22 protein-coding genes and 1 tRNA gene are annotated in these 22,700 nt (G+C 73.9%); 3 read left to right on the forward strand and 20 right to left on the reverse strand.

What is annotated here, in order from left to right:
- Positions 1–42: 42 nt before the first annotated feature.
- Together QE370_RS01560 and QE370_RS01565 are read right to left on the reverse strand one after the other, a co-directional pair.
- Positions 43–675 carry a helix-turn-helix domain-containing protein gene (locus QE370_RS01560; protein ID WP_309633154.1) on the reverse strand — a complete coding sequence of 211 codons (633 nt, stop codon included), beginning with the start codon at positions 673–675 and terminating at the stop codon, positions 43–45.
- 77 nt (positions 676–752) lie between these two features.
- A tRNA-Thr gene (locus QE370_RS01565) sits at positions 753–828 on the reverse strand.
- An 89-nt stretch (positions 829–917) separates the two neighbouring features.
- On the opposite strand from QE370_RS01565, the gene QE370_RS01570 reads away from it, so the two are divergent.
- Positions 918–1,214 (forward strand): chorismate mutase, encoded by a 297-nt coding sequence (locus tag QE370_RS01570; protein WP_083516457.1) that lies wholly within the window; start codon positions 918–920, stop codon positions 1,212–1,214.
- Between the two features lie 54 nt (positions 1,215–1,268).
- On the opposite strand, the gene QE370_RS01575 is transcribed toward QE370_RS01570, so the two are convergent.
- The 6 genes from QE370_RS01575 to QE370_RS01600 form a co-directional block, all read right to left on the reverse strand.
- Entirely contained in the window at positions 1,269–2,810 is a 1,542-nt protein-coding gene (locus tag QE370_RS01575) for an alpha/beta hydrolase (RefSeq protein WP_309633155.1), read from the reverse strand.
- A complete protein-coding gene (locus QE370_RS01580; protein WP_253025110.1) occupies positions 2,807–3,955 on the reverse strand; it encodes a DNA polymerase III subunit delta' in 1,149 nt (382 codons plus the stop codon). Before QE370_RS01580 ends, QE370_RS01575 begins: the two co-directional genes overlap by 4 nt.
- Complete coding sequence (gene tmk / locus QE370_RS01585) at positions 3,952–4,590, reverse strand: dTMP kinase (RefSeq protein WP_309633156.1); 639 nt, start codon at positions 4,588–4,590, stop codon at positions 3,952–3,954. Before tmk ends, QE370_RS01580 begins: the two co-directional genes overlap by 4 nt.
- Before the next feature lie 738 nt (positions 4,591–5,328).
- Positions 5,329–8,139: a type I DNA topoisomerase gene (gene topA / locus QE370_RS01590; RefSeq protein ID WP_309633157.1), complete on the reverse strand. Its 2,811-nt coding sequence runs from the start codon at positions 8,137–8,139 to the stop codon at positions 5,329–5,331.
- A 132-nt stretch (positions 8,140–8,271) separates the two neighbouring features.
- The gene (locus tag QE370_RS01595; protein WP_309633158.1) at positions 8,272–9,738 is read right to left on the reverse strand and encodes a methyltransferase; all 1,467 of its coding nucleotides are present in this window, start codon (positions 9,736–9,738) and stop codon (positions 8,272–8,274) included.
- Positions 9,739–9,772: 34 nt separating this feature from the next.
- Positions 9,773–10,129, reverse strand: a complete 357-nt coding sequence (locus QE370_RS01600; protein ID WP_067859950.1) for an STAS domain-containing protein — start codon at positions 10,127–10,129, stop codon at positions 9,773–9,775.
- Positions 10,130–10,226: 97 nt separating this feature from the next.
- Here QE370_RS01600 and QE370_RS01605 point away from each other — a divergent pair, with 97 nt between their 5' ends.
- Positions 10,227–12,530: a DEAD/DEAH box helicase gene (locus QE370_RS01605; RefSeq protein ID WP_309633159.1), complete on the forward strand. Its 2,304-nt coding sequence runs from the start codon at positions 10,227–10,229 to the stop codon at positions 12,528–12,530.
- 8 nt (positions 12,531–12,538) lie between these two features.
- Here QE370_RS01605 and QE370_RS01610 read toward each other — a convergent pair whose 3' ends face one another.
- From QE370_RS01610 to QE370_RS01650, 9 genes are all read right to left on the reverse strand, one after another.
- Positions 12,539–12,898 carry an Rv3654c family TadE-like protein gene (locus QE370_RS01610; protein ID WP_309633160.1) on the reverse strand — a complete coding sequence of 120 codons (360 nt, stop codon included), beginning with the start codon at positions 12,896–12,898 and terminating at the stop codon, positions 12,539–12,541.
- Positions 12,895–13,254: a TadE family type IV pilus minor pilin gene (locus tag QE370_RS01615; RefSeq protein WP_309633161.1), complete on the reverse strand. Its 360-nt coding sequence runs from the start codon at positions 13,252–13,254 to the stop codon at positions 12,895–12,897. Before QE370_RS01615 ends, QE370_RS01610 begins: the two co-directional genes overlap by 4 nt.
- The gene (locus tag QE370_RS01620; protein ID WP_309633162.1) at positions 13,251–13,517 is read right to left on the reverse strand and encodes a DUF4244 domain-containing protein; all 267 of its coding nucleotides are present in this window, start codon (positions 13,515–13,517) and stop codon (positions 13,251–13,253) included. Before QE370_RS01620 ends, QE370_RS01615 begins: the two co-directional genes overlap by 4 nt.
- Before the next feature lie 75 nt (positions 13,518–13,592).
- Positions 13,593–13,868, reverse strand: a complete 276-nt coding sequence (locus QE370_RS01625; protein WP_286689866.1) for a DUF4244 domain-containing protein — start codon at positions 13,866–13,868, stop codon at positions 13,593–13,595.
- 137 nt (positions 13,869–14,005) lie between these two features.
- Entirely contained in the window at positions 14,006–14,719 is a 714-nt protein-coding gene (locus QE370_RS01630) for a type II secretion system F family protein (RefSeq protein WP_309633163.1), read from the reverse strand.
- Positions 14,716–15,573 carry a type II secretion system F family protein gene (locus QE370_RS01635; RefSeq protein ID WP_309633164.1) on the reverse strand — a complete coding sequence of 286 codons (858 nt, stop codon included), beginning with the start codon at positions 15,571–15,573 and terminating at the stop codon, positions 14,716–14,718. Before QE370_RS01635 ends, QE370_RS01630 begins: the two co-directional genes overlap by 4 nt.
- Entirely contained in the window at positions 15,570–16,730 is a 1,161-nt protein-coding gene (locus tag QE370_RS01640) for a TadA family conjugal transfer-associated ATPase (RefSeq protein ID WP_309633165.1), read from the reverse strand. The genes QE370_RS01635 and QE370_RS01640 overlap by 4 nt, the downstream gene beginning before the upstream one ends.
- On the reverse strand, positions 16,727–17,623 hold the full coding sequence (ssd, locus tag QE370_RS01645; RefSeq protein ID WP_309633166.1) for a septum site-determining protein Ssd: 897 nt from the start codon (positions 17,621–17,623) through the stop codon (positions 16,727–16,729). The genes QE370_RS01640 and ssd overlap by 4 nt, the downstream gene beginning before the upstream one ends.
- On the reverse strand, positions 17,571–17,774 hold the full coding sequence (locus QE370_RS01650) for a hypothetical protein (RefSeq protein WP_309633167.1): 204 nt from the start codon (positions 17,772–17,774) through the stop codon (positions 17,571–17,573). Before QE370_RS01650 ends, ssd begins: the two co-directional genes overlap by 53 nt.
- A gap of 133 nt (positions 17,775–17,907) precedes the next feature.
- Between QE370_RS01650 and QE370_RS01655 the strand changes: the two genes are divergently transcribed.
- A complete protein-coding gene (locus QE370_RS01655; protein WP_309633168.1) occupies positions 17,908–18,732 on the forward strand; it encodes an HAD-IB family hydrolase in 825 nt (274 codons plus the stop codon).
- Between the two features lie 286 nt (positions 18,733–19,018).
- Here the strand turns inward: QE370_RS01655 and QE370_RS01660 are convergent, their stop codons facing one another.
- The 3 genes from QE370_RS01660 to QE370_RS01670 are packed head-to-tail and all read right to left on the reverse strand — an operon-like array spanning position 19,019 to position 22,657.
- Positions 19,019–19,825 (reverse strand): FkbM family methyltransferase, encoded by an 807-nt coding sequence (locus tag QE370_RS01660; protein WP_309633169.1) that lies wholly within the window; start codon positions 19,823–19,825, stop codon positions 19,019–19,021.
- Complete coding sequence (locus QE370_RS01665) at positions 19,822–21,189, reverse strand: O-antigen ligase family protein (protein WP_309633170.1); 1,368 nt, start codon at positions 21,187–21,189, stop codon at positions 19,822–19,824. Before QE370_RS01665 ends, QE370_RS01660 begins: the two co-directional genes overlap by 4 nt.
- 19 nt (positions 21,190–21,208) lie before the next feature.
- Entirely contained in the window at positions 21,209–22,657 is a 1,449-nt protein-coding gene (locus tag QE370_RS01670) for a polysaccharide biosynthesis tyrosine autokinase (RefSeq protein ID WP_309633171.1), read from the reverse strand.
- Positions 22,658–22,700: the final 43 nt, after the last annotated feature.

Below are 22,700 nucleotides of genomic sequence, written 5' to 3' on the forward strand. Positions count from 1 at the left end.
GTCTCCCTCAATTGACTAGAGTGAGACTAACCCCAATATGGGTCACCCGTCGAGCGCCGCCCCCAGCTCGTCCAGCTGGCGACGCAGCCACACGCCGTAGCGCGTCGGCGTCCACCCTCTCTCGCGGACGAGGTGGATCCACGGCTCGGGGCCGACGACCAGCCCGAGCAGGTCGGCCGCCTCGGACGCCTGCTCGGCGCGGAGCCGTCCGCGCCCGACGAACCACCCGGCGGCGATGGTCATGTCGCGGTGCCGGCGCTCCTCCAGGTCCTGCACCGCGGAACGCACCCGCGCGTCGGCGCCCGCGGCGGACACCATGGCGTGCACGAGCGCCGCGGACCTCAGGTTCGCCCGCACGAGGAAGTCGACGTACCGCTGGATCGCCACGTCCGTGTCGGGCTCGGACATGATGTCGACCAGCTCTGGCCGCTCGGCGAGCGGGTGTCGACCTTCGTCGCCGGCCAGCGTCAGCTCGTGCGCCGCGACGAGCAGTGCGTGCTTGGGGCCGTGCGCGTGCACCGTCTGCACCGACGTGCCCGCCTCCGCCGCGATCGCCTGCATGGACGTCGCCGCGTAGCCGTCGCGCACGAAGAGCCTCCCCGCCGCCTCGACGATCCTGCGGCGCGTGGCCGCGGCGACGGCGTCGCGGGTCGGTGAGCGGTACGCACGCGGCATGCCTCGCACCGTAGCGGACCTGTCGGGCACCTTCAGCACGACGAGGGCCCGGTCCGCTGCTGCGTGACCGGGCCTGGTGGAGCCGCCTGTCGGAATCGAACCGACGACCTTTTCATTACGAGTGAAACGCTCTACCGACTGAGCTAAGGCGGCGAAGGTCCCGCGAGGATCGCCCGCAGAACCTCGTACAGCCTACCCCTGCCCCTCCAGAACGACACACGGGCCCCCCTAGACTCGACCCCGTGACCGGGACAGAGGACGTGCGGGCCGAGCTGGACGACATGCGCTCCAGCATCGACAACATCGACGCCGCCCTCGTGCACCTGCTGGCAGAGCGGTTCAAGTGCACCCAGCGGGTGGGCCGGCTGAAGGCGACGCACGACCTGCCGGCCTCCGACCCCGACCGCGAGGCACGCCAGATCGAGCGGCTCCGCTCGCTCGCCGTCGAGTCCGACCTCGACCCCGCGTTCGCCGAGAAGTTCCTGACCTTCATCATCGACGAGGTCATCCGCCACCACGAGGCCATCCGCTCGGCCTGACCCCACCCCGTCGGTCCGCACCGCCGGGCGGTGCGAGGCCGGACTGCTGACGGACTACTCGTCGGGGCAGGTCGTGCCGTCGCGCGGGACGGTGCCGTCGACGAGGTAGGCGTCGACCGCCTTGACGATGCAGCGGTTGCCGGAGCTGTAGGCCGTGTGGCCGTCGCCCTCACGGGTGAGCAGCACGCCCTCGCGGTCGCCCAGCTGGTCGGCCAGCGCCTTGGCGTTCTCGTACGGCGTCGCCGGGTCGCGGGTGGTGCCGATGACGACGATCGGCGAGGCGCCCTCGGCGTCGATCTCCACCTGCGGACGCTCGGCGGGCTCGGGCCAGTCGGTGCAGCCGAGGGTGCCCCAGCCGAGCGCGGCACCGAAGACCGGCGACACCTTCTCGAAGCGTGGCAGCTCGGCCTCCACCTCGGCGACGCTCGGCCGCTCGCGGTTGTCGAGGCAGTTGACTGCGATGTTGGCCCAGCCGATGTTGCCGTCGTAGCTGCCGTTGCTCTGCCGGGAGAAGTAGAGGTCGTTCAGGCGCAGCAGCAGCGACCCGTCACCCTGCAGGGCGGCGGTGAGCGCCTGCGACAGGACGGGCCACGCCGCCTTGTCGTAGAGGGTGACAGCCACGCCGTAGAACGCACGTCCCTTGGTCAGCTCGCGGTCGGTGCCGGTGGGCAGCGGCCGGTCCTCGAGCCGCGACATGAACGTCGCTAGCGCACGGTTGGCCGCGTTGGGATCCTGGCCGAGCGGGCACGACTCGAGCTTCGCGCACGCGTCGAGGTAGGCGTCGAGCGCGCGCTGGAAGCCGGTGGCCTGCCCGAAGGCGGACCCGAACACGTCCTGCGCGGGGTCGACGGCACCGTCGAGCACCATGGCGCCGACCTTCTGCGGGAACAGCGTCGCGTACGTGGCGCCGAGCTGGGTGCCGTACGACGCGCCGAACCAGTCGAGCTTCTGCTGGCCCATCGCGGCACGTGCGACGTCCATGTCGCGGGCAGCCTCCTCGGTGGAGACGTGCCCGGCGAGCTCGCCGGAGTTCTTGGCGCACGCCTCGCCGAGCTCGCGGACGCCGGCGCGCAGCTCGCGCACCTCGGCCGGAGTGCTCGGGTCGGGGTCGCTCGCGGCATAGGCGTCGAACTGGGCGTCGGGCAGGCACGTCAGGGGCGAGCTCTCGCCCACGCCGCGCGGGTCGATGCCGACGATCGTGAAGGCGTCGCGCACGGTCGGCGCCATGCTGCCCGCCAGGCTCGCGGCGAAGTCGATCGCCGACCCGCCCGGACCGCCGGGGTTGACGAACAGCACGCGCGTGCCGTCGCCGGTGCTCAGGTAGCGCGCGGCCTTGAGCGTCGTGGTGGCACCGTCGGGCTCGTCGTAGTCGATGGGGACGGTGATCGTGGCGCACTCGGAGTCGCCGCCGCAGCCCTTCCAGGTCAGCTTCTGGTCGTAGAAGCGCTGCAGGCCGTCGGGAGCCTGCTCGCCGGTGGGCTGGATCGCCTGGGCGGCGGGCGAGTCGTCGGACGCGCCGTCGCCGTCGCGGACCACGAGCAGGACGCCCGCGACCACAGCGGCCACCGCGGCGAGGGCGATCAGAGGTCGTTTCATCGGCTCCGGAATCCCATCATCATGCGTTCGAGGGTGAGCAGCGGTGCTGCGTTCGCGGTGAGCGCCTCGCGCGCCTCGACGATCGCACCGATCCGGCTCAGCGTCGACTCGGGCGTCCACAGACGGGCCGCCTCACGCACCTCGTCGGCGACGTCGGCGTTCACGAGGGGCGCACCGGGCGCGGTCTGCACGGCGACGACGTCGCGGCAGAACGACAGCAGGTCGAGCAGCACCCCGTCGATGGAGTCGCGCGCCAGCCGGGTGCGGCGTCGCTTCTGGTCCTTCTCGAGCGAGGAGACCGCGCCGGCGTAGCCGGCAGGGCGACGGCCGCGGTCCTCCACGCCCCACGACTGCTTGAGGTCGGCGCTCTCGCGCTCGTCGGCGACGTCGGCGATCACGGCGGCACGTGCGGTGGCCTCGTCGTTGATGCGCTGCGCCGCCACCAGGCAGTCGCCGAGGGACCGCAGCGACGTGGGCAGCGACAGGATCTCGCGGCGCCGCTCCCGCGCCTGGGGGTCGCGCGCGAGGCCACGAGCGCGACCGATGTGGCCCTGCGACGCGGCCGCCACCTCGTGCGCCAGCTGCGGCTCCACCCCGTCGCGCTCGACGAGCAGCCGGGCGATGGCGTCGACCGGTGGCGTGCGCAGCAGCACCGGCCGGCACCGCGAGCGGATCGTGACGATCACGTCCTCCGTGGCCGGCGCGCACAGCATCCACACGGTGAACGGCGACGGCTCCTCCACCGCCTTCAGCAGCGCGTTGGCGGCCTGCTCGGTGAGCCGGTCGGCGTCCTCGACGACGAGCACCTGCCAGCGCCCGAGGGCCGGGCTGAGCGCGGACTTGCGGACGTACTCGCGGGCGACGTCGGTGCCGATCGAGAGCCCGTCGGTGCGGATGACGGTGATGTCGGGGTGGCTGCCCGCCGCCGCCGTGGTGCACGAGCGGCACTCGCCGCAGCCGCCACGCTCGCACTGCAGCGCAGCGGCGAACGCCTTCGCCGCGTTCGAGCGTCCCGAGCCCGGTGGGCCCGTGAACAGCCAGGCGTGGGTCATCGAGCGACCGTCGCCGCCGGCCGACCGGACCGCGGCCGACAACGTGTCGACGACCGGGGCCTGTCCGACGAGCTCGTCCCAGACGCTGGTCACCGCGCCTGCCCCAGCCACGGCTCGACCGCGGCCCGCACGGCGGCGTGGACGACGTCCGGCGACTGGTCGGCGTCGACGACGAGGTAGTGCGCGGGGTCGGCGGCGGCCAGCGCCAGGAAGTGGCCCCGGACCCGCTGGTGGAAGTCGAGCGGCTCGGCCTCGATGCGGTCGGGCTCCCCCGCCCGCGCGAGCCCGACGACGGGGTCGAGGTCGAGCACGACGGTCAGGTGCGGACGCAGGTCGGCCGTCGCCCACCGTGCCACGTGCTCCAGCTCGGCGGCGTCGAGGGCACGTCCGGCGCCCTGGTAGGCCAGCGTCGAGTCGACGTAGCGGTCGGTGACGACCACCTCGCCGCGGGCCAGCGCCGGGAGGACGACGGCGTCGACGTGCTCGGCCTTGTCGGCGGCGTAGACCAGCGCCTCCGTGCGCGGCGACAGGTGGCCCGTGGCGGGATCGAGCACGATGCCCCGCAACCGCGCCCCCACCTCCGTGCCACCGGGCTCACGCGTGAGCAGCACCTCGTGGCCGGCTGCCCCGAGCCAGTCGGCGAGGAGCCGCGCCTGCGTCGACTTCCCGCCCCCCTCACCGCCCTCCAGCGCGACGAAGACGCCCGAGTCGGTGTAGCGCGGCTGCATGGGGCCGATCCTAGGGGGCGGGTACGACGGGGTGGGGTGCTGGTTGTGGGGGGCGTGTGGTTGCCGGGGTGCTGCAGGTGACCGTCGCGACTTGGCAGGTGCGCTGCCGCAGGACACCGGTGCTTGCTGGTGCGCTGCCGCAGGACACCGGTGCTTGCTGGTGCGCTGCCGCAGGAGGTCTGTGCTTGCCGGTGCGCTGCCTCGGCTGGCGCTGTGTCTGGTCTCCGAAATGGCCTCGACCGGCAGCGGGTCTGAGGGCGGCTTCGGGTCTCGGGGTCTGGTCTGGGCCCGTGAGTGACGCACGATTCGTCGTTTCAGCGTTCTCGGGCCAAGGTTCTGCGTTCGCGCGGCCTATCGGTGGATCAGCAACCGCAGGAGCGCTCCTGCGGTTGCCGATCCACCGATGGAGGGCTGAGCGGCGGAAGGATTCTGCGTTTGCGACGGGATCCCGTCGCAAACGCAGAAGCGTTGGCCGCCAGTGCACCAACGCAGAATCTTGAGCCCACCCTCAGCACCAACCCACAGCCCGAGACCCCAGACCAGCGCCGCCGCCAACCGCCCGGTCGAGGCCCTTTCGGAGACCACCCCCAGCGCGAGCCGAGGCAGCGCACCAGCAACCCAAGACCCCCACGGCAGCGCAGCACCAGGACGAGACCCCCTGCGGCAACGCACCAGCAAGGTCACGACGACCCCAGCCGGCGAACCAGCCAGGTCACGCCGAACGAAGCCCGAAGGACCTCAGCTCTTCTTCGCTGCCGACGACTTCGTCGCCGTCGCCGTCTTCTTGGCCGCCGTCTTCGCCGCCGTCTTCTTCGCAGCGGTCTTCTTGGCAGCCGTCTTCTTGGTGGCCGTCTTCTTGGTGGCCGTCTTCTTCGCAGCGGTCTTCTTCGTCGTGGTCTTCTTCGCCGTGGTCTTCTTGGCGCTCTTCTTCGCCGTCTTCTTGACCGGACCACGGGCGCGACGCTCGGCGAGGAGCTCCTGGGCACGCTCCTCGGTGAGGGTCTCGAGGTCGTCGTCCTTGCGCAGCGAGGCGTTGGTCTCGCCGTCGGTCACGTAGACGCCGAACCGGCCGTCCTTCGCGACGATCGGCTTCTCGCTGACCGGGTCGACGCCGAGCTCCTTGAGCGGGGGCTTGGCGGTGCCGCGGCGACCGTAGGTCTTCGGCTGCGCGTAGATGGCGCGCGCCTGCTCCTCGGTGAGCGTGAACAGCTGGTCCTCGGACTCGAGCGAGCGCGAGTCGGTGCCCTTCTTGAGGTAGGGGCCGTAGCGACCGTTCTGGGCGGTGATCTCGGTGCCGTCGACGTCGGTGCCGACGACGCGCGGGAGAGTGAGGAGCTGCACGGCGTCGTCGATGCCGATCGCGTCCATGCTCATCGTGCGGAAGAGGCTCGCGGTGCGCGGCTTCTCGCCCTTCGGGGCGTCCTCCGGCAGCAGCTCCTGCACGTAGGGACCGAAGCGACCGTTCTTCACGACGAGGTCGAGCCCCGTCTCCGGGTGGGTGCCGAGCATCTTCTCGGCTCCGGCCGGGTTCGCCAGCAGCTCCTTCGCCTTCTCGAGCGTCAGCTCGTCCGGCGGCAGGTCCTCGGGCACGTTGCCGCGCGTCGGGACGTCGACGCCGTCCTTGCCGGGGACCATCGGCGGGCCCTCGACGTACGGCCCGTACCGCCCGACGCGCACCGCGACGCCGTCACCGAGCTCGAACGTGGCGAGACCGCGGGCGTCGATGTCGGGGAGGTTCTCGATGAGCCGCTTGAGGCCGGTGTCCTTCTCGCCGCTGCCGGCCCAGAACCCTTCCAGCACGCGCTGACGCTCCTCGCGTCCGTGCGACACCTGGTCGAGGACGTCCTCCAGCTCGGCGGTGAAGGAGTAGTCGACCAGACGGGGGAAGTGCTGCTCCATCAGCCGCACCACGCTGAACGCGATCCACGCCGGCACCAGCGCGGTGCCCTTCTTGAACACGTACCCGCGGTTCTGGATGGTGCCGATGATCGACGCGTACGTCGACGGGCGACCGATCTCCCGGTCCTCCAGCTCCTTGATGAGCGAGGCCTCGGTGTAGCGGGCGGGTGGCTTCGTCTCGTGGCCGGCGGGCGTCAGCTCGTGCGCCGTCACGGTGTCGCCCTGGGCGAGCGCCGGGAGCTTCGTCTGCTGGTCGTCGCCCTGGCCGTTGTCCTCGCGGGACTCCACGTACGCCTTCAGGAAGCCGTGGAACGTGATGGTGCGGCCCGAGGCGGTCAGCTCGACCGGTGCGCCCGCGTCGGCACCCGCCGCGTCGGAGGCGGTGGCGGTCAGGCGGATCGACACCTGCTCGCCGCGGGCGTCCTTCATCTGCGACGCGAGCGTGCGCTTCCAGATCAGTTCGTACAGCCGGAGCTCGTCGCCGCGCAGGCCCGTGGCCTGCGGCGTCTTGAACGTCTCCCCCGCGGGCCGGATCGCCTCGTGCGCCTCCTGGGCGTTCTTGACCTTGCCGGCGTAGGTGCGGGGCTTGTCGGGCAGGTACTCCGCGCCGTACAGCTCCTTCACCTGGGCGCGCGAGGCGTTCAGCGCGGTCTGCGACAGCGTGATCGAGTCGGTGCGCATGTAGGTGATGTGCCCGCCCTCGTACAGGCGCTGCGCGACCTGCATCGTGCGGGCGGCGCCGAAGCCGAACTTGCGCGAGGCCTCCTGCTGCATCGTCGTGGTGCGGAACGGGGCGTACGGCTTGCGGGTGTAGGGCTTCGCGTCGACGCCGGCGACCGTGAACGTCTCGTCGCGCAGACCCGCCGCGAGGGCGGTCACACGAGCCTCGTCGAGGTGCGCGACGTCGGCGTTCTTGAGGGTGCCGTCGTCGGCGAAGGCCGACCCGTTCGCCACGCGCTTGCCGCCGACCGTCACCAGACGGGCCGGGAACAGGCGCGCGTCCTCGTGCTGCTCGCCGGCGTCGAAGGTGGCGTCGAGGTCCCAGTAGGACGCGGAGCGGAACGCCATGCGCTCCCGCTCGCGCTCGACCACGAGGCGCGTCGCGACCGACTGCACGCGGCCCGCGGACAGGCCCGACATGACCTTCTTCCACAGGACGGGGCTGACCTCGTACCCGTACAGACGGTCGAGGATGCGGCGGGTCTCCTGCGCGTCGACGAGGTCCATGTCGATGTCGCGCGGGTTCTCGACCGCCCGCGTGATCGCTTCCTTGGTGATCTCGTTGAAGACGATGCGCTTGACGGGCACCTTCGGCTTCAGCTCGTCGAAGAGGTGCCAGGCGATGGCCTCGCCCTCGCGGTCCTCATCGGTCGCGAGCACGAGCTCGTCGGCCTCCTTGAGGAGCTTCTTGAGCTTGGTGATCTGCGGCTTCTTCTCGGCGGCGACGACGTAGACGGGGTCGAAGCCGTTCTCGATGTCGACGCCCAGGCGCGCCCAGGGCAGCCCCTTGTACTTGGCGGGGACCTGGTCGGCACCCTTCGGGAGGTCGCGGATGTGGCCCACGCTGGAGTCGACGACGTACCCGTCACCCAGGTACGACTGGATGCTGCGCACCTTGTTCGGCGACTCGACGATGACGAGCGTGGTCACGGTGTTACTCCCTCGTGGACGGTCCGGGCGCTCGGACAGCGGGCCGGACGCGGCATACGCTAACGCGCCTTGTCAAGGAACATCGTGCCCCGGGCCCGCAGGTGGCGCGCGCCACACGGCCCCGGCCGATGGTCAGGGAACGAGCAGGCCGTCGGCGACGAGCTCGTGGACGACGGGACGGTACTGCTCGCGCAGGGCTCCGGGATCGCGCTCCAGCAGACGGGCGAGCGCGTCGAGCACCTGCCCGGCCGTCAGGTCGCCGTCGAGTGCGCCGACGAGCCCCGCCTGGACGGTGTCGACCTGCGCGGCCCGGCGCAGGCCCTCCCCCAGGCGCAGCACGATCGCCTCCGGGTCCTCCTCGCCGGCGCGGCCGAACGTCTCCTGCGTCAGCGTGGGCGCCTGGCGCCACCGGACGTCGAGCACGTCGTCGGCCGCGGCCAGGGCGTCGACGCGCTCGCCCCAGGACAGGACCGCCGCGCCGACGGGCGGCACGACCTCGTGGCGCCACTCCTCCAGCCGCAGCACCGGCACGTCGCGGTGCGCCGCACGCAGGCTGATCCAGCCGAACGCCATGGCCTGGACGCCCTGGTCGTCGAACCAGTCGAGCCAGGCGTCGTAGCGAGCCGTGTAGTCGGGCCGGTGCCGGACGCCCGCGTCGGCGAGCCACATCTCGACGTACGCCGACAGGTCGACGACCTCGCGCTGGACCACCCACGCGTCGAGCCCGGTGGCGCCGACCCACCCGCCCAGGCGGTCCTGCCACGGCTCGTCGGTGTGCACCCAGCTGCCGAGCACCTGGCACCACCCGCCGGGCACGAGGTGGTCGGCCGCGCCGGCCACGACGGTGCGGACGACGCCGTCGGTCTCGAGGGACCCCTCGCGGTAGACGAGCCGGTCGCCGGTGGGCGGGGAGACGACGAACGGCGGGTTCGTGGCGATGGTGTCGAAGCGCTCGCCCGCGACCGGATCCCAGAAGGAGCCGTCGCGCACGTCGACGTCGACGCCGTTGAGCTCCGCCGTGAGCCGTGCCGCCCAGAGGGCACGGGGGTTGACGTCGGTCGCGACGACGCGGTCGTGCCCCTGCGCGAGGTGCAGGGCCTGCACGCCGCACCCCGTCCCGAGGTCGAGCGCGCGCGTCGACCCGCCGCCGGGCAGGAGGCGTGAGGAGGGGACGGTGAGCTGGGCGAGCGAGGAGGACGCCTCGCTGATGCCGAGGACGTGCTCGGGCCCGACCTCGATCGGGCGCGTGTCGAGCCCGGGCGTCAGGTCGCAGACCACCCACCAGTCGTGCGTCTCGTCGCCGTACGGGCGGACGTCGACCACGGCTCGCACCGCGTCACCGTCCCGGGCGAGCACACCCCGGCCCACGAGGTCGTCCACCTGCCCCGGCAGCGCGGCCTCGACCGCCGCCGCGGGCTCGGGTCGCTGCAGGGAGAAGAGCCGCACCAGGGTCGAGAGGGGCGAGCCGTCGCGGGTCGCGCGCTCCGCCGGGGTCGTCTCGTTGCGCAGCAGCGCGCCCTGGGCCTCGGGCCCCAGCAGGGCCTGCACCCGCTCGACGGTGAAGCCGACGTCGGTCAGGCGGGCGCGTAGTCGTTCCATGGCGTCAGCGTGTCACGCCGACGTCGGGCCGGCGTCAGGCGAGGCCGGCGGTGTCGTGCGCGGCGCGCGCCGCCTCGACGGAGTCGTGCAGGCCGAAGACCTTGTCGAGGCCCGTGATCTCGAAGATCTTGAGCAGCCGCGGGTGCGTGCAGACGATGTCGAGCGAGCCCCCGCCCGCCCGGACCTTCTTGAGGGCGCCGACGAGGACGCCCAGACCGGTCGAGTCGAGGAAGTCGACACGCTGCACGTCGACGACGAGGCGCAGGTGACCGGCGTCGATCGCCTCCACGATCGCCTCCCGCAGCCGCGGGGCGGTGTACACGTCGATCTCGCCGCCGACCTCGATGATCTCGAAGGGCTCGTCGGTGCGGGTGGTCAGCAGGAGCTCCATCAACATCCTTCCTCGGAGGTACGCCAAGTCAACCACGCCGGACGCCTCGACGCCCCGTCGTCCGCGCCCCCGACGGGGGCCCTGGGATGATGGCACCGTGGAACCGGACCGAGTGCTGACGCGCTACGCCGACCGGATCCTGCACCTGCACGAGGTCCCCGCCCGCGACGCCGTCGTGGAGCCCTGGCCGGAGTGGGTGGACCCGCGCGTGCGCACGGCCTTCGCGGCGCAGGGCGTCACCCACCTCTGGGCGCACCAGGCCGAGGCGCTCGCGCACGTGCACGCGGGTCGGCACGTCGTCGTGTCCACGGGCACGGCCTCGGGGAAGTCGCTGACCTACCAGGTCCCTGCGCTCGACGCGCTCGTCCGGGGTCGGGCGGGCGACGCGATCCGTGGGCACCGCGCCCCCACCGCGCTCTACCTGGCGCCCACGAAGGCGCTCGCCGCCGACCAGCTGCGCCGTCTGCCCCGCGACGAGGACGGCGCACCGCTCGTCCGGGCGACCACCGTCGACGGCGACAGCTCGCTCGACGAGAGGTCGTGGGCGCGCGACCACGCGCAGCTCGTGCTCACCAACCCGGACACGGTGCACCACACGCTCCTGCCCGGCCACGAGCGCTGGGCACGGCTGTTCGCAGGACTGCGGATCGTCGTCGTGGACGAGTGCCACCACTACCGGGGCGTGTTCGGCGCGCACGTCGCGCACGTGCTGCGCCGGCTGCTGCGCGTGTGCGCGCACCACGGGTCGCAGCCCGTCGTGGTGCTCTCGTCGGCCACGGTGAGCGAGCCGGAGGCGTCGGCGCGGCGGCTCACCGGGCTCGACGTGGTGGCCGTGACCGACGACGCCTCGCCGCACGGGCCGCGGACGATCGCGCTCTGGGAGCCGCCGCTCGTCGGCGCCGCGCACCCGTCGCAGCCGCCGAGCCGGCGGTCCGCGGGCCGGGAGGCGGCCGACGTGCTCACCGACCTGGTGCTGGACCGCACCCGCACCCTCGTCTTCTCCCGGTCCAGGCGTGGGGCCGAGTCCATCGCCCGGGGAGCGCAGGAGCGCCTCGGCGAGGTCGCGCCCGAGCTGCCCGCCCGGGTGGCCACCTACCGCGGCGGGTACCTGCCCGAGGAACGGCGGGCCTTGGAGGACCGGCTCCGCTCGGGCGACCTGCTCGGCCTGGCCGCGACGAACGCGCTCGAGCTGGGTGTCGACGTCAGCGGGCTCGACGCCGTCGTCAGCGTGGGCTTCCCCGGCACGCGGGCGGCGTTCTGGCAGCAGGTGGGACGCGCCGGTCGCGACGGCCAGCCGTCGCTCGGCGTGCTCGTGGCGCGCGACGAGCCGATCGACACCTTCCTCGTGCACCACCCCGACGCCTGGCTCGGCGCGCCCGTGGAGGCGACGGTGTTCGACCCGGACAACCCGTACGTGCTGGGTCCGCACCTGGCCGCCGCGGCGCAGGAGCTGCCGCTGACGGAGGCCGACCTGGAGCTGTTCGGACCACGCGCCCGCGAGGGGGTCGACGCCCTGGAGGCGGCGGGCTGGCTGCGTCGCAGGACGGCGGGCTGGTTCTGGACCCGCCGCGACCGCGCCGCAGCGCTGGCCGACCTGCGCGGCAGCGGTGGCGCGCCCGTGCAGATCGTCGACGGGCCGACCGGGCGGCTGGTGGGCACCGTCGACGCCGGCTCCGCCGACGGCGAGGTGCACGAGGGTGCGGTGTACGTGCACCAGGGCCAGGTGCACGTGGTCGACGAGTACGACGTGGACGACGGCGTCGCGGTGGTGCACGCCGAGGACCCCGGCTGGTCGACGTCGGCGCGCTCGACCACGGAGGTCTCGATCGTCTCGACGCGGCGCACGCGACGCTGGGGTGCCACGACCGTCCACCTCGGCGAGGTCGACGTGACGAGCCAGGTGGTCTCGTTCAGCCGTCGACGCCACGACGGGAGCCTGGTCGGCGAGGAGCCGCTCGACCTGCCGTCGCGCACGCTCCGCACCGTCGCGACCTGGTGGACGCTCCCGCCGGACGTGGTGGAGCGGGTGCTGGAGCGCACCGACGTGCCCGGCGCGGCGCACGCGGCGGAGCACGCCGCCATCGGCCTGCTGCCGCTGCTGGCCACGTGCGACCGCTGGGACCTCGGCGGGCTCTCCACCGCCGTCCACGCCGACACGGGGACGCTGACGATCTTCGTGCACGACGGGCACCCGGGCGGGGCCGGCTTCGCCGAGCGCGGCTACGAGGTGGTCGAGCGGTGGCTGAGGGTCACCCGCGCCACGATCGACGACTGCGAGTGCCGCGACGGGTGCCCCTCGTGCGTGGTCTCGCCGAAGTGCGGGAACTTCAACGAGCCGCTCGACAAGGCCGGCGCCGTGCGGCTGCTCGACGCGCTGCTCGACGGCGCGCCGGAGGACTGAGCCGCCCCTCACCGCTCGTACCAGGCCGGGGCCGCCCGCGCCTGCACGCGAGCCCTCCAGGTGCCGCCCCACCACGGCCTGGCCGCCGCGGTGGCGGTGACCGTGACGACGTCGAGGTCGGCACGGCACCGCTCGAGCGTGGCGTCGTTGCGGCGCGCCACCTGCCGAGCCGCGGTGCACGGGTCGGCACCCTCGGTGGCCGCGCGGCTGCCGGCCAGCGCAGCCAGGTCGGCAGCGGCCGACACACGGTGGCGCAGGGCGACGAGCGCGGTCACCTGGAGGCCGAGGGCGACGACGGTCACGAGGGCGGCGCCCACCCATAGGGCGTGCACCGTGACCGAGCCCCGCTCCACCGGTGGCGCGCTCACGGCACCTCCACGGCCGCCACCGCGCTCGCGTCGAGCTGGACGGAGCCCACCGTGGACGCGAAGCCGAGGGGTGCTCGTGCACGCACCCGCACCGTGACCGCGACGGTCCCGTCGGCGCCCTCGGCGACGTCGACCATGGATCCGGCTGGAGCCAGCCGCCGCACGACGGCGACCGCGTCGGCCTCGGGCTCGCCGCGCGCGACCAGGCGGGCCCCCTCCCGCGCCGCGTCGACGAGCCGCACCTGCGTCAGGCCGAGCGACGCGACCCAGACCAGCAGCACGACCAGCACGAGCGCGAACGGCGCGAGGACGGCCAGCTCGGCCGTGGCCGTGCCCTGCTCGCCGCGTCGTCTCATCGCAGCGGCGCGAACGGGCGGCCGTGCCACAGCAGCTCCAGGAGCGAGCGCGGCTCCAACGCCCGCCGCAGCAGCGCGGCGACGTGATCGAGGAACCAGCCGTCGGCGCCGAGCCGCAGCAGCACGGCCGCGCAGGTGACGGCGCCGAGGGTGCCGACGGCGTACTCGGCCGTCGTGGCGCCGCGGTCGACGCGCGGACGGACGCGCCGCCGGACGTCCGGCGTGGCGGTGGAGCGGACGTCGGGACGGGTCGGACGCGGCACGGTGACCTCCTCGGGTCGGGTCCGGGCCGGCTGCCCGCGCGGGACGGAACGTCCGCCCGGGCAGCCGGCGCCTGGTCAGAACAGGTTCGGCAGGACGTTCGGGATGTTGTCGATGACGTCCTTGACCAGGTCGCCGAACCACTCCGACTGGCCGATCTTCACGAGCACGCCACCGACGGTGCAGGCGCCGAGCGTGCCGACGGCGTACTCCGCCGTGGTCATGCCGTCCTGCCGCCGGCCGCGGCGGGACGCGCGGGCGACGAGCGAGGCGCCCCGCGGGCGGGTCGTGGAGGGGTCCGTCCGGGAGGAGGAGCGACGAGACGAGGCGGGACGGGAGGTGGAGAGGTGCATGGTTGTCCTTTCGTGGAACGGGCTGACACCGAGGAGATGGCGTCGGCGGTGGGCCGGACGCCCACCTGTCCGCGCGATGTGGACGCAGGGACTCGCCCGACCGGGCAGCAGGGCTGCTTGTGGACGGCGACGGGGCCTCAGCCCGCGAGGAGGTCGAGACCCGACGCCACGCCCAGCAGCGAGGGCACGATGCCGACCAGGAGGAACGCGGGCAGGAAGCAGAGGCCGAGCGGGGCCGCGGTCCGGACCGCCACCGCACGGGCCCGCTCGCGCGACCTCGCCGCCGCGTCGCGGCGCACGTCGGCCGCCGTGGCAGCCAGGACGGCAGCCACGGGGGCGCCCGACTGCTCGGCGCGGCGGAAGGCCCGGGCCAGCACGCCGAGCGTGGCGTGGCCGAGCAGCACGTCCCACACGGCGCCGGCGTCGGCGCCGGAGCGCAGCCGACCCACCACCTCCTGGAGCTCCTGCTGCAACGGCGTGGGGACGGCACCGGCCACCACGTCGAGCGCGACCACGACCGGCCGGCCCGACGCCAGCACCGCCACGAGGAGGTCGAGCGCAGCGGGCAGCTGCAACGCCGCCAGCTCGCGACGACGACGCTCGGCTGCGGACACCCGGGTGGCGACCGCGGCGCGCGCGACCGGGGTCGCCACGAGCGCGACGACCGCGCCCGGCGCGGGACCGAGCACGACGAGGCTGGCCACGGGCACGAGGACCGTGACCGCCAGCCGAGGCGACGGTCGTCGTCGCGACGGCGGAGCACCGATCAGCGCGCGGTGCCGGTCCAGCGCAGGTGCGGGCAGCACCAGCCACATGGCCACTGCGGCGCACAGGCACGCGGCAAGGTTCACGTCCGGGCCTCGGCGGTGGCGACGATCCGCTCGACCCAGGCGAGCCCGAGAAGCGCCAGGGCGCAGCCGGCGGCAAGACAGGTCGCGCCGGGCAAGGTCGCCGTGAGCACGTGCACCGGCTCGCCGCCGAGCCCCGACCCCAGCCCCAGTCCGAGCACGGGGAGCACCGCGAGCAGACGGGCGGTCGCCCGCGACGAGGCGACCTCGGCCCGCACCTCGCGGCCGAGGTCGCGCTCGGAGCGCACCGCGTCGACCACGCGGTCGAGGACGTCGGCGACGGGCGCACCGGACCGCTCCGCCACGCGCCAGGCCGCCGCGACCTGCACGAGGTCGTCAGCCCCGGGACGCCGCGCGACGATGTCGAGCGCGGCCGCCACGTCGCCACCGCGCCGTGCAGCGTCGGCGACGCGCCGGAGCTCGGGCAGGTCGTCGCCGGCGTTCCGCAAGGCCTCGACGGGCAGGACGCCGGCGCGGAGCTCGGCGGCGAGCAGCTCGAGCGTCGCCGCCACGCGCGTGCCCAGCTCGGCCGCGACGCGACGTCCGCGGGCCTGCGCGACGAGCCGCCACCCGGCGAGGGCGCAGCCGGCCGCGGTCGCGAGGAGGACGGCGGGCACGGGCGACGTCGCGACCCAGGGCGCCACCGCGCCGGCGAGCACGACGGGGAGCCAGCCGCCCCAGCCCGAGCGCAGCCGACGCCCGGCCCCCGCGGCGAGCCGGCGCACCGTGTCGCCGTCGACGACCGCATCCGGTCCGAGGCGTGCGGCCAGCAGCCATCGCGCGGGCGGCCACCAGAGCAGCACCGCTCCGGCGGCGCACCCGGCGCTCAGCAACGGCAGGCCGGTCGTCAGGGTCACGCCCCGCCCTCGACGAGGCCGACCCAGCGCTCGTGCGCGGGGCCCGCGACCCAGCGTCCGTCGACGAGGCCGGCCGCGCGCACGCAGCCCACCCGCCCGGACGCACCGTCCGCGAGGAGGACGCCGACCTCGTGGACCCGACGCACGCCGTCGCGCCCTCGCCTCAGGTGCACGACGGCCTGCACCCCGGCCGCCAGCTGGCTGTGCACCGCGTCGCGGGCCAGCCCGCCGGCGACACCCAAGGCCTCGAACCGGGCCGGCACGTCGGCCGCGGAGTTGGCGTGCAGCGTGCCGCAGCCGCCCTCGTGGCCGGTGTTCAGCGCGGCCAGCAGGTCGACGACCTCACCGCCGCGCACCTCGCCCACCACCAGGCGGTCCGGCCGCATCCGCAGCGCCTGGCGCACGAGGTCGCGCAACGTCACGCGACCCGCACCCTCGACGTTGGCCGGACGCGCCTCGAGCGCCACGACGTGCGGGTGCTCCGGCACCAGCTCGGCCGCGTCCTCGACGAGCACGAGCCGCTCCTGCCGTGGGACCAGGCCGAGGAGCGTCGACAGCAGCGTCGTCTTGCCGGTCCCGGTGCCGCCGCTGACGACGAAGGCCGCCCGTGCCGCGACGAGGCGGCGCAGGACCTCCGCCGCCTCGGGATGCACCCCGCCCGCAGCCACGAGCGCCTCGAGCGTGAAGGAGCGGCGGGCCGGGACGCGCAGGCTGATGCTCGTCCCCGGCCGCACCAAAGGAGCGAGCACGGCGTGCAGCCGGGTGCCGTCGGGCAGCCGGGCGTCGACCCAGGGACTGGCGTCGTCGAGCCGCCGGCCGGCCTGGGTCGCGAGACGTCGGGCCAGCCGCTGGACCGCGACGTCGTCGGCGAAGTCGAGGTCGACGCGCTCGAGACCGTGGCCGCGGTCGACGTGCACCGCGTGCGGCCCGTTGACGACGACGTCGGTGACCTGCGGGTCGTCGAGCAGCGGCTGGAGCTCACCGGCCCCGCGACGCTCGCGCTGCAAGGCGTCGACGACACCGAGCACGGTGGCGCTGCCCCGCAGCCCCGCCTCGAGGCCCAGCGCCTCCGCCACGGCCTGCGGCGTGGGTTCGCGGACCTCGACGGCCAGCCGCGCGCGCACCCGCGCGACGAGAGCGGCGTCGACGTCGGTCATGCCACCGTTCCCAGCCCGAGCAGGTCGAGCACCTGGCCCGACGCGCGACGCAGGGTCCGGGAACGGCCCGGGCCCCGCCCGTGGTCGACGTCGCCGCGCAGCCGCCGGTCGTGGCCGAGCCGTGCGACCACCGGGAGCCGCAGCGCCTCCGCCACCGGGCCGGAGCCGAGCCCGCCCGGTCGACGGACGGTCACGAGCAGGACCCGCGGCACGTGCGCCCGGACCCGGGCCAGCGCGATCCGGCCGGCGGCCACGCAGCGGACGTCCTCGGGCACCACCAGGACCGCTCCCTCGCAACGCTGCAGCGCCGCGGTGCCGAGCCCGTCGAGGTGTCGGGGCACGTCAGCGACGACGACGTCGTAGGCACGGGCCGCGGCGGCGAGCACGTCGGGCGCGACGTCGGCGGGCACCGCGGCACCGTCGCGCGGGCAGGCCAGCACCGCGACCCCGCGGTGCTCGGGCAGCAGCCGAGAGAGGCGGGTGGCGCCGACGTGCCCGTCGGCGCCACCCAGGGCGGACCAGCGCACGCCCTCGACCCGTTCGGCGCCGAGGACGAGGTCGACGCCGGCTCCCCTGGTGTCGGCGTCGACCAGCACCGGCCGATGACCACGACGTGCCGCCTCGAGCGCGACTGCGGTGGCCAGCGTCGACGCACCCGCTCCGCCCACCGCTCCGACGACGGCGAGGCTGGCTGCCTCGCCGTCGCCGTCGAGCAGCGCACCGAGCCGGTCGAGCACGACCGGCTCGTCGCGCGCGTCGAGGACGGCCTCCGCGCCGAGCGCCACCGCGTGGCGCCACACCGACCCCTCGGCCGTCCCCGGATCCACCAGCAGCACGCCCTCACGACGCGGGGGCGCCGTGCCGGCGAGCGGGCCGGCGAGGTCGGCGGCCACGACGCACCGCCCGGGCCGCCGACCAGGACCTCCGCGCCGCCACGGCGTCCGACGCGACCTCGGGGGTGACGCCCACGGCCGCGCACCAGCGCAGCGCGTCGTCCAGCGCGTCGGGGTCGGCCGTGGCCACGAGCAGGGGCGCGGTGTCCATGACGGCCACGCAACCAGGAGGCGCCGGCCGGCGGAAGCGTGCTCCGCCGGCCTGTGGACGGACGGACCCCGCGCGACCCACCGGCGTGCGCACCTGTGGACGCCGGTTCCGCGAGCGGGCCTATCCTGGCCGGGTGAGCCCCCGTTCGGCCGCGTTCTTCGACCTGGACAAGACGATCATCGCCCGGTCCAGCGCCCTGGCCTTCAGCAAGCCGTTCTTCGAGGGCGGGCTGCTGACCCGGCGCGCCGTGCTCCGCAGCGCCTACGCGAACTTCATGTTCGGGCTCAACGGCGCCGACCACGACCAGCTGGAGAAGATGCGCCAGCAGATGACGTCGCTCATCGCCGGGTGGGACGTGGAGGTCGTCCGCGACGCCGTGCGCCGCACGCTCCGCGACGTCATCGACCCGATCGTGTACGCCGAGGCCGTCGACCTCGTCCAGCACCACCAGCGGGCCGGGCGCGACGTCGTCATCGTCTCCGCGTCGGGCTCGGAGGTCGTCGGTCCGGTCGGCGAGCTGCTGGGCGTGCACGACGTCATCGCCACCCGGTTGGTCGAGCGCGACGGTCGCTACACCGGCGAGGTCGACTTCTACGCCTACGGCCCGCACAAGGCGACGGCCATGCGCCGGCTCGCCGAGGAGCGCGGCTACGACCTCGACGCCTGCTTCGCGTACTCCGACTCCGAGACCGACGTGCCGATGCTCGAGGCCGTCGGCCACCCGTTCGCCGTCAACCCCGACAAGGCGCTGCGGCGGATCGCAGCCGAGCGCGAGTGGCCGGTGCTGGTGTTCGACCGTCCGGTGGCGCTGCGCAGCCGTCTGGGCCTGCACAGCACGACGGGCCGCGCGTTCTGGGCGCTGGTCGGTGCCGGCGCCGCTGCGGGCACCGCGCTGCTCGTGCAGCGAGGCCTGCGCGCCCGGCGCACGCCCGGTCGGCGCCTGCTCGTGCGCTCGTGAAACCGGGCACGTGAGGTTACGTCCGCGTAGGGGTTCCGTCGTCCCGTCGGCGGGCGTACAAAGGGAAGCAGCAGGACAACTCCACAGACGGCCCAGCACCCAGTACCCACGCGGCGATCACCCGTCCCACTGGGTTGTCGAGACTCCGGGACACCCGTCACCGCCGGCGGACCCGGGCCGACGATACGAGGAAGTGCACGCCTGGTAGCTGATGCGTTGCTGGACCCCCTGGACGGCGCCACCCACCCCGGTGGCGCCGTCCTCCTGCGTCGGGAGCCGACGCGGCTCAGCCGGCGGCGGGCAGCGGGTCGCGCGAGAACCACGCGAGTCCGAATCCCGGTCCGCCGGTCTCGTGACGCACGAGGGCGAGCCCGGCGGCCTCGAGGAAGGTCCGCAGCTCGCCGAAGTCGTGGTTGTCGGAGTGGTGGTACTCCATGACGACGCGACGGACCCCGGACCAGAGCGCCGGGTCGGACTCGAGCACGATGCCGTACTCGGCGCCCTCGGCGTCCATCTTGAGCAGGTCGACGCGACCGCCGGAGGCCGCGAAGGCGTCGGCGATGCTCTCGCACACCACCTCGATCTCCGTGGCGCCCGACTCGCCCAGGTGCAGCACGCCGTTGTGGCCGCTGCCGGGTCCGTTGTCGGCCATGACGAGCGTGCCCGCGCGCGCACCCACGGCTGCGCGGTGGACCGTGATGCGGTCGCCGAGGCGGTTGGACTCCACGTTGCGGACCGTGTAGGCGCCCGTGGAGGGGGTCGGCTCGTAGGAGTGCACCGACGCGCCCGGGAACCGTCGCACCAGGTCGGTGGAGAAGCAGCCGATGTGCGCGCCGATGTCGACCACGTGCACGTCGGCGGGCAGCCCCTGCGCGAACCAGTCGAGCGAGTACTCGTCCTCGGCGAACACCTCGTAGACGGGCACCCGGGCCCCGGGTGCGTTCGGGCAGTGGATCGTCAGGCCGTCGACCTCGAAGGCCAGCTCGTCGGCACCGGTCGCCATGTGGCGCAGCACCGTCCAGCCGTTGTCGAACACCGAGACCGTCTGACGGGTGCGGCGGGCCACCCACGTGGCGCGGTCGAGGACGGTCATGGGGCCTCCGGTGATGTCGGGATGGGGAGGGGATCGTTCGACGCGACGTCCGCGTCGGCGACGGCCCGGTCGGTGGCGAACGCCGCCGACGCGAGGAACGGGAGGGCGAGGACCGCCCAGACGTAACGGTCCCAGAGGATCGTCGTCATGAAGCCGATCATCAGGTAGCCCAGGCAGGGCAGGACGAGGAGCCAGCCGACGCGGTCGAGGCTGAGCGAGCGGACCACCGTGGAGCCCAGCATCACGACGAAGAACGCGAAGCCGACGATGCCCACGGCCGCCGCGACCTGCAGGTAGATGTTGTGCGCCTTGAGCACGTCGGACAGGCCGTTGCCGAGGATCGGGTGGCTGAGGAAGACCTCCCACGCCTCGCGGGCGATCACCTCGCGCTCGGCGTTGGAGCCCTGCGACGAGCCGCCGCCGAGCAGCCGCCCGAGCGCGTTGTCGCTGGCGGCGAGGTTCGAGATGTTCACGCCGACGTAGTACAGCGGCACCAGGCCCAGCCCGAAGAGGGTCAGCGCGACGGTGACCGAGCGGCTGACCAGCACCCAGAGCACGAGCACCGCCCCCGCCGCCACGAGCGCCGCACGGCTCCCGCTGATCCACACGCCCCAGGCGCAGACGGCCGTCGCGGCCACGACCACCGGGCGCCACCCGCGGGGCACCGCGGCCAGCAGGAACGGCAGCAGGGCGATCGCGAGCATCGCGCACAAACCCATGACGTTCGGGTGCGTCGAGTACCCGATGCGACGACCACCGTCGCCGACACCGCCGACCGTGTAGGCGGCGACGACGTTCGCGACGTTGCCGGCGACGTAGGCCAGCGCGAGCGAGACGACCACGCCACGCGGGGGCCGCCAGGCCATGTAGAAGATCGGCAGCAGCAGCGCCCCGACCACCAGGCGCAGCAGGTTGTTCAGGCTCGTCCCGGGGTCGGCCGCCAGGGCCGACGTGAACAGGCCCACCACGACGAACGCCGCGCCGGCCCCGAGGAAGAGCGGGTCGATGACGAGCCGCCGACCGATGAGCACCGGCACGAGGGCGAACACGCCGAGCAGCAGGATGATGTCGGACGTCGACGCGAACGCCAGGGCCGCGACGGGGCGGAGGTTGTCCAGCGGTGACAGCGCCGTGCCGAGCACCAGGAAGCCGATGGCGGCGCCCTCGAAGCCCACGACGGCCAGTACCGCCACGCCGGTCAGGACGAGCAGGAGCACGACGCCGACCACGACCGACGATGCCGCTCGCGGCACGAGCAGCACGAGGGCGAGCCCCGTGACGATGGCGGGCACGGCCGACCGGACCTGCTCCACCCACTCGGGGCGCAGCGTCCCGTTCGACCGCTGCCGCGTCACGCCGCTCATGCCGGGGTGCCCACCCTGCTCACCGCCGGACGCGTCGTCCGCGCGTCGTGAGGCCGCGGAGCTTCTCCTCGACCACGGTGGCACGCGGCTCGGGCTCGGGGTCGGGCTGCGGGGAGTACCCGTACCCGTACCCGTGGCCGTACCCGTAGCCGTAGCCGTCCGCGTCGCCCGAACGGCGCGGGGTGCGGTTCAGGACCGTGCCGAAGAGACGACCACCGATCGTCTGGATGCGGCCGACGGCGAGGCGCAGCTGCTCGCGGGTCGTGGAGCCGTGGCGGACCAGCAGCAGCACACCGTCGACCTCCGGGAGCAGGATCGAGGCGTCGGCGACCGGCAGCATCGGCGGCGCGTCGATGATGACCGCGTCGTACTGCTCACGGACCCGCGTGAGGAGGTCGCGCATGGCCTGCGTGTCGAGCACCTCCGCCGGGTTCGGCGGCGCGGGGCCGGTGCCCATGAAGCTGATGCCGCTGACGTGCGGCTGCGTGGCCTCCTCCAGCGACGTGCGGCCGACGAGGACCGTGACGACCCCGACGGAGTTCTCGAGCCCCAGCAGCTCGGCGACGTTGGGGTTGCGCATGTCGGCGTCGATGAGCAGCACCGAGCGGCCCGACTGCGCCATCGACAGCGCCAGGTTGGTGGCGACCAGGGTCTTGCCCTCGTTCGGCAGCGCGCTGGAGACGAGGATCGCGTGGCTCTCGCCGTCGATGTCGGAGAACTGCAGGTTCGTGCGCAGCACCCGGAACGCCTCGGCCAGGCTGCCGCCGGTCTCGGTCATGAGCGGCGTGCGCTTGACGAGCGGGTCGAAGGGCAGCGTCGCGAGGACGGCCTGCTCGCTGATGCGCTCGACGTCCTGGCGCGACTTGACCGTGCGGTCGAAGAGGTCGCGCAGCAGTGCCCCGACGATCGCCAGGAACAGGCTCACGAGCAGGCCGATGCCGATGTTGAGGGGGATGTTCGGCGACACCGGGACGTCGCTGATGCTCGGCTCGGCGGCGATGCGTGCGGCGATGGCGGGCGCCTCGTCGCGGATCGAGGGGCGCTCCAGCTGCTCGACGAGGTCGACGAGCTGGTCGGCCGTGGCACCGGCGATGCGCTGCGCACCCTCGGGCGTGTCGGCCGTGACCTGCAGGTCGATGGTCTGCGTGTTCGTGATGACCGTCGCCGACACGTGCTTCTCGAGGTCCTCGACCGACTCGTCGAGGTTCAGGTCGTCGACGACGCGCTGCAGCAGCGACGGGTCCGTCGCGAGCTCGGCGTACGAGGCGACGCGCTGGGTGACGATGAACGAGGCTGCGTACTCGGCGGAGCCGCCCGACGGCGTCGAGATGAAGACCTTCACGGACGAGCCGTACTGCGGCGAGGACAGCAGCACCACGGCGACCGTGATGATCGCCCCCACCACGAACGTGACGGTGCTGAAGATCCAGCGCGCGCGCAGGGCGCCGACGAACTGCCGCAGGTCCACGGCTCTCCCTCCTGCTCCCGCCCTCGGCGGGTCGATGCGAAGT

The sequence above is a fragment of the Aeromicrobium sp. SORGH_AS_0981 genome, assembly GCF_031453195.1.
GTDB lineage: Bacteria > Actinomycetota > Actinomycetes > Propionibacteriales > Nocardioidaceae > Aeromicrobium.

Coding starts and splice junctions, on each gene's coding strand:
- QE370_RS01560 (WP_309633154.1), bottom strand. CDS start 675: ATGCCGCGTGCGTACCGCTCACCGACCCGCGACGCCGTCGCCGCGGCC.
- QE370_RS01575 (WP_309633155.1), bottom strand. CDS start 2,810: ATGAAACGACCTCTGATCGCCCTCGCCGCGGTGGCCGCTGTGGTCGCG.
- tmk (WP_309633156.1), bottom strand. CDS start 4,590: ATGCAGCCGCGCTACACCGACTCGGGCGTCTTCGTCGCGCTGGAGGGC.
- QE370_RS01595 (WP_309633158.1), bottom strand. CDS start 9,738: ATGGAACGACTACGCGCCCGCCTGACCGACGTCGGCTTCACCGTCGAG.
- QE370_RS01600 (WP_067859950.1), bottom strand. CDS start 10,129: ATGGAGCTCCTGCTGACCACCCGCACCGACGAGCCCTTCGAGATCATC.
- QE370_RS01615 (WP_309633161.1), bottom strand. CDS start 13,254: ATGAGACGACGCGGCGAGCAGGGCACGGCCACGGCCGAGCTGGCCGTC.
- QE370_RS01625 (WP_286689866.1), bottom strand. CDS start 13,868: ATGCACCTCTCCACCTCCCGTCCCGCCTCGTCTCGTCGCTCCTCCTCC.
- QE370_RS01640 (WP_309633165.1), bottom strand. CDS start 16,730: ATGACCGACGTCGACGCCGCTCTCGTCGCGCGGGTGCGCGCGCGGCTG.
- QE370_RS01650 (WP_309633167.1), bottom strand. CDS start 17,774: ATGGACACCGCGCCCCTGCTCGTGGCCACGGCCGACCCCGACGCGCTG.
- QE370_RS01660 (WP_309633169.1), bottom strand. CDS start 19,825: ATGACCGTCCTCGACCGCGCCACGTGGGTGGCCCGCCGCACCCGTCAG.
- QE370_RS01665 (WP_309633170.1), bottom strand. CDS start 21,189: ATGAGCGGCGTGACGCGGCAGCGGTCGAACGGGACGCTGCGCCCCGAG.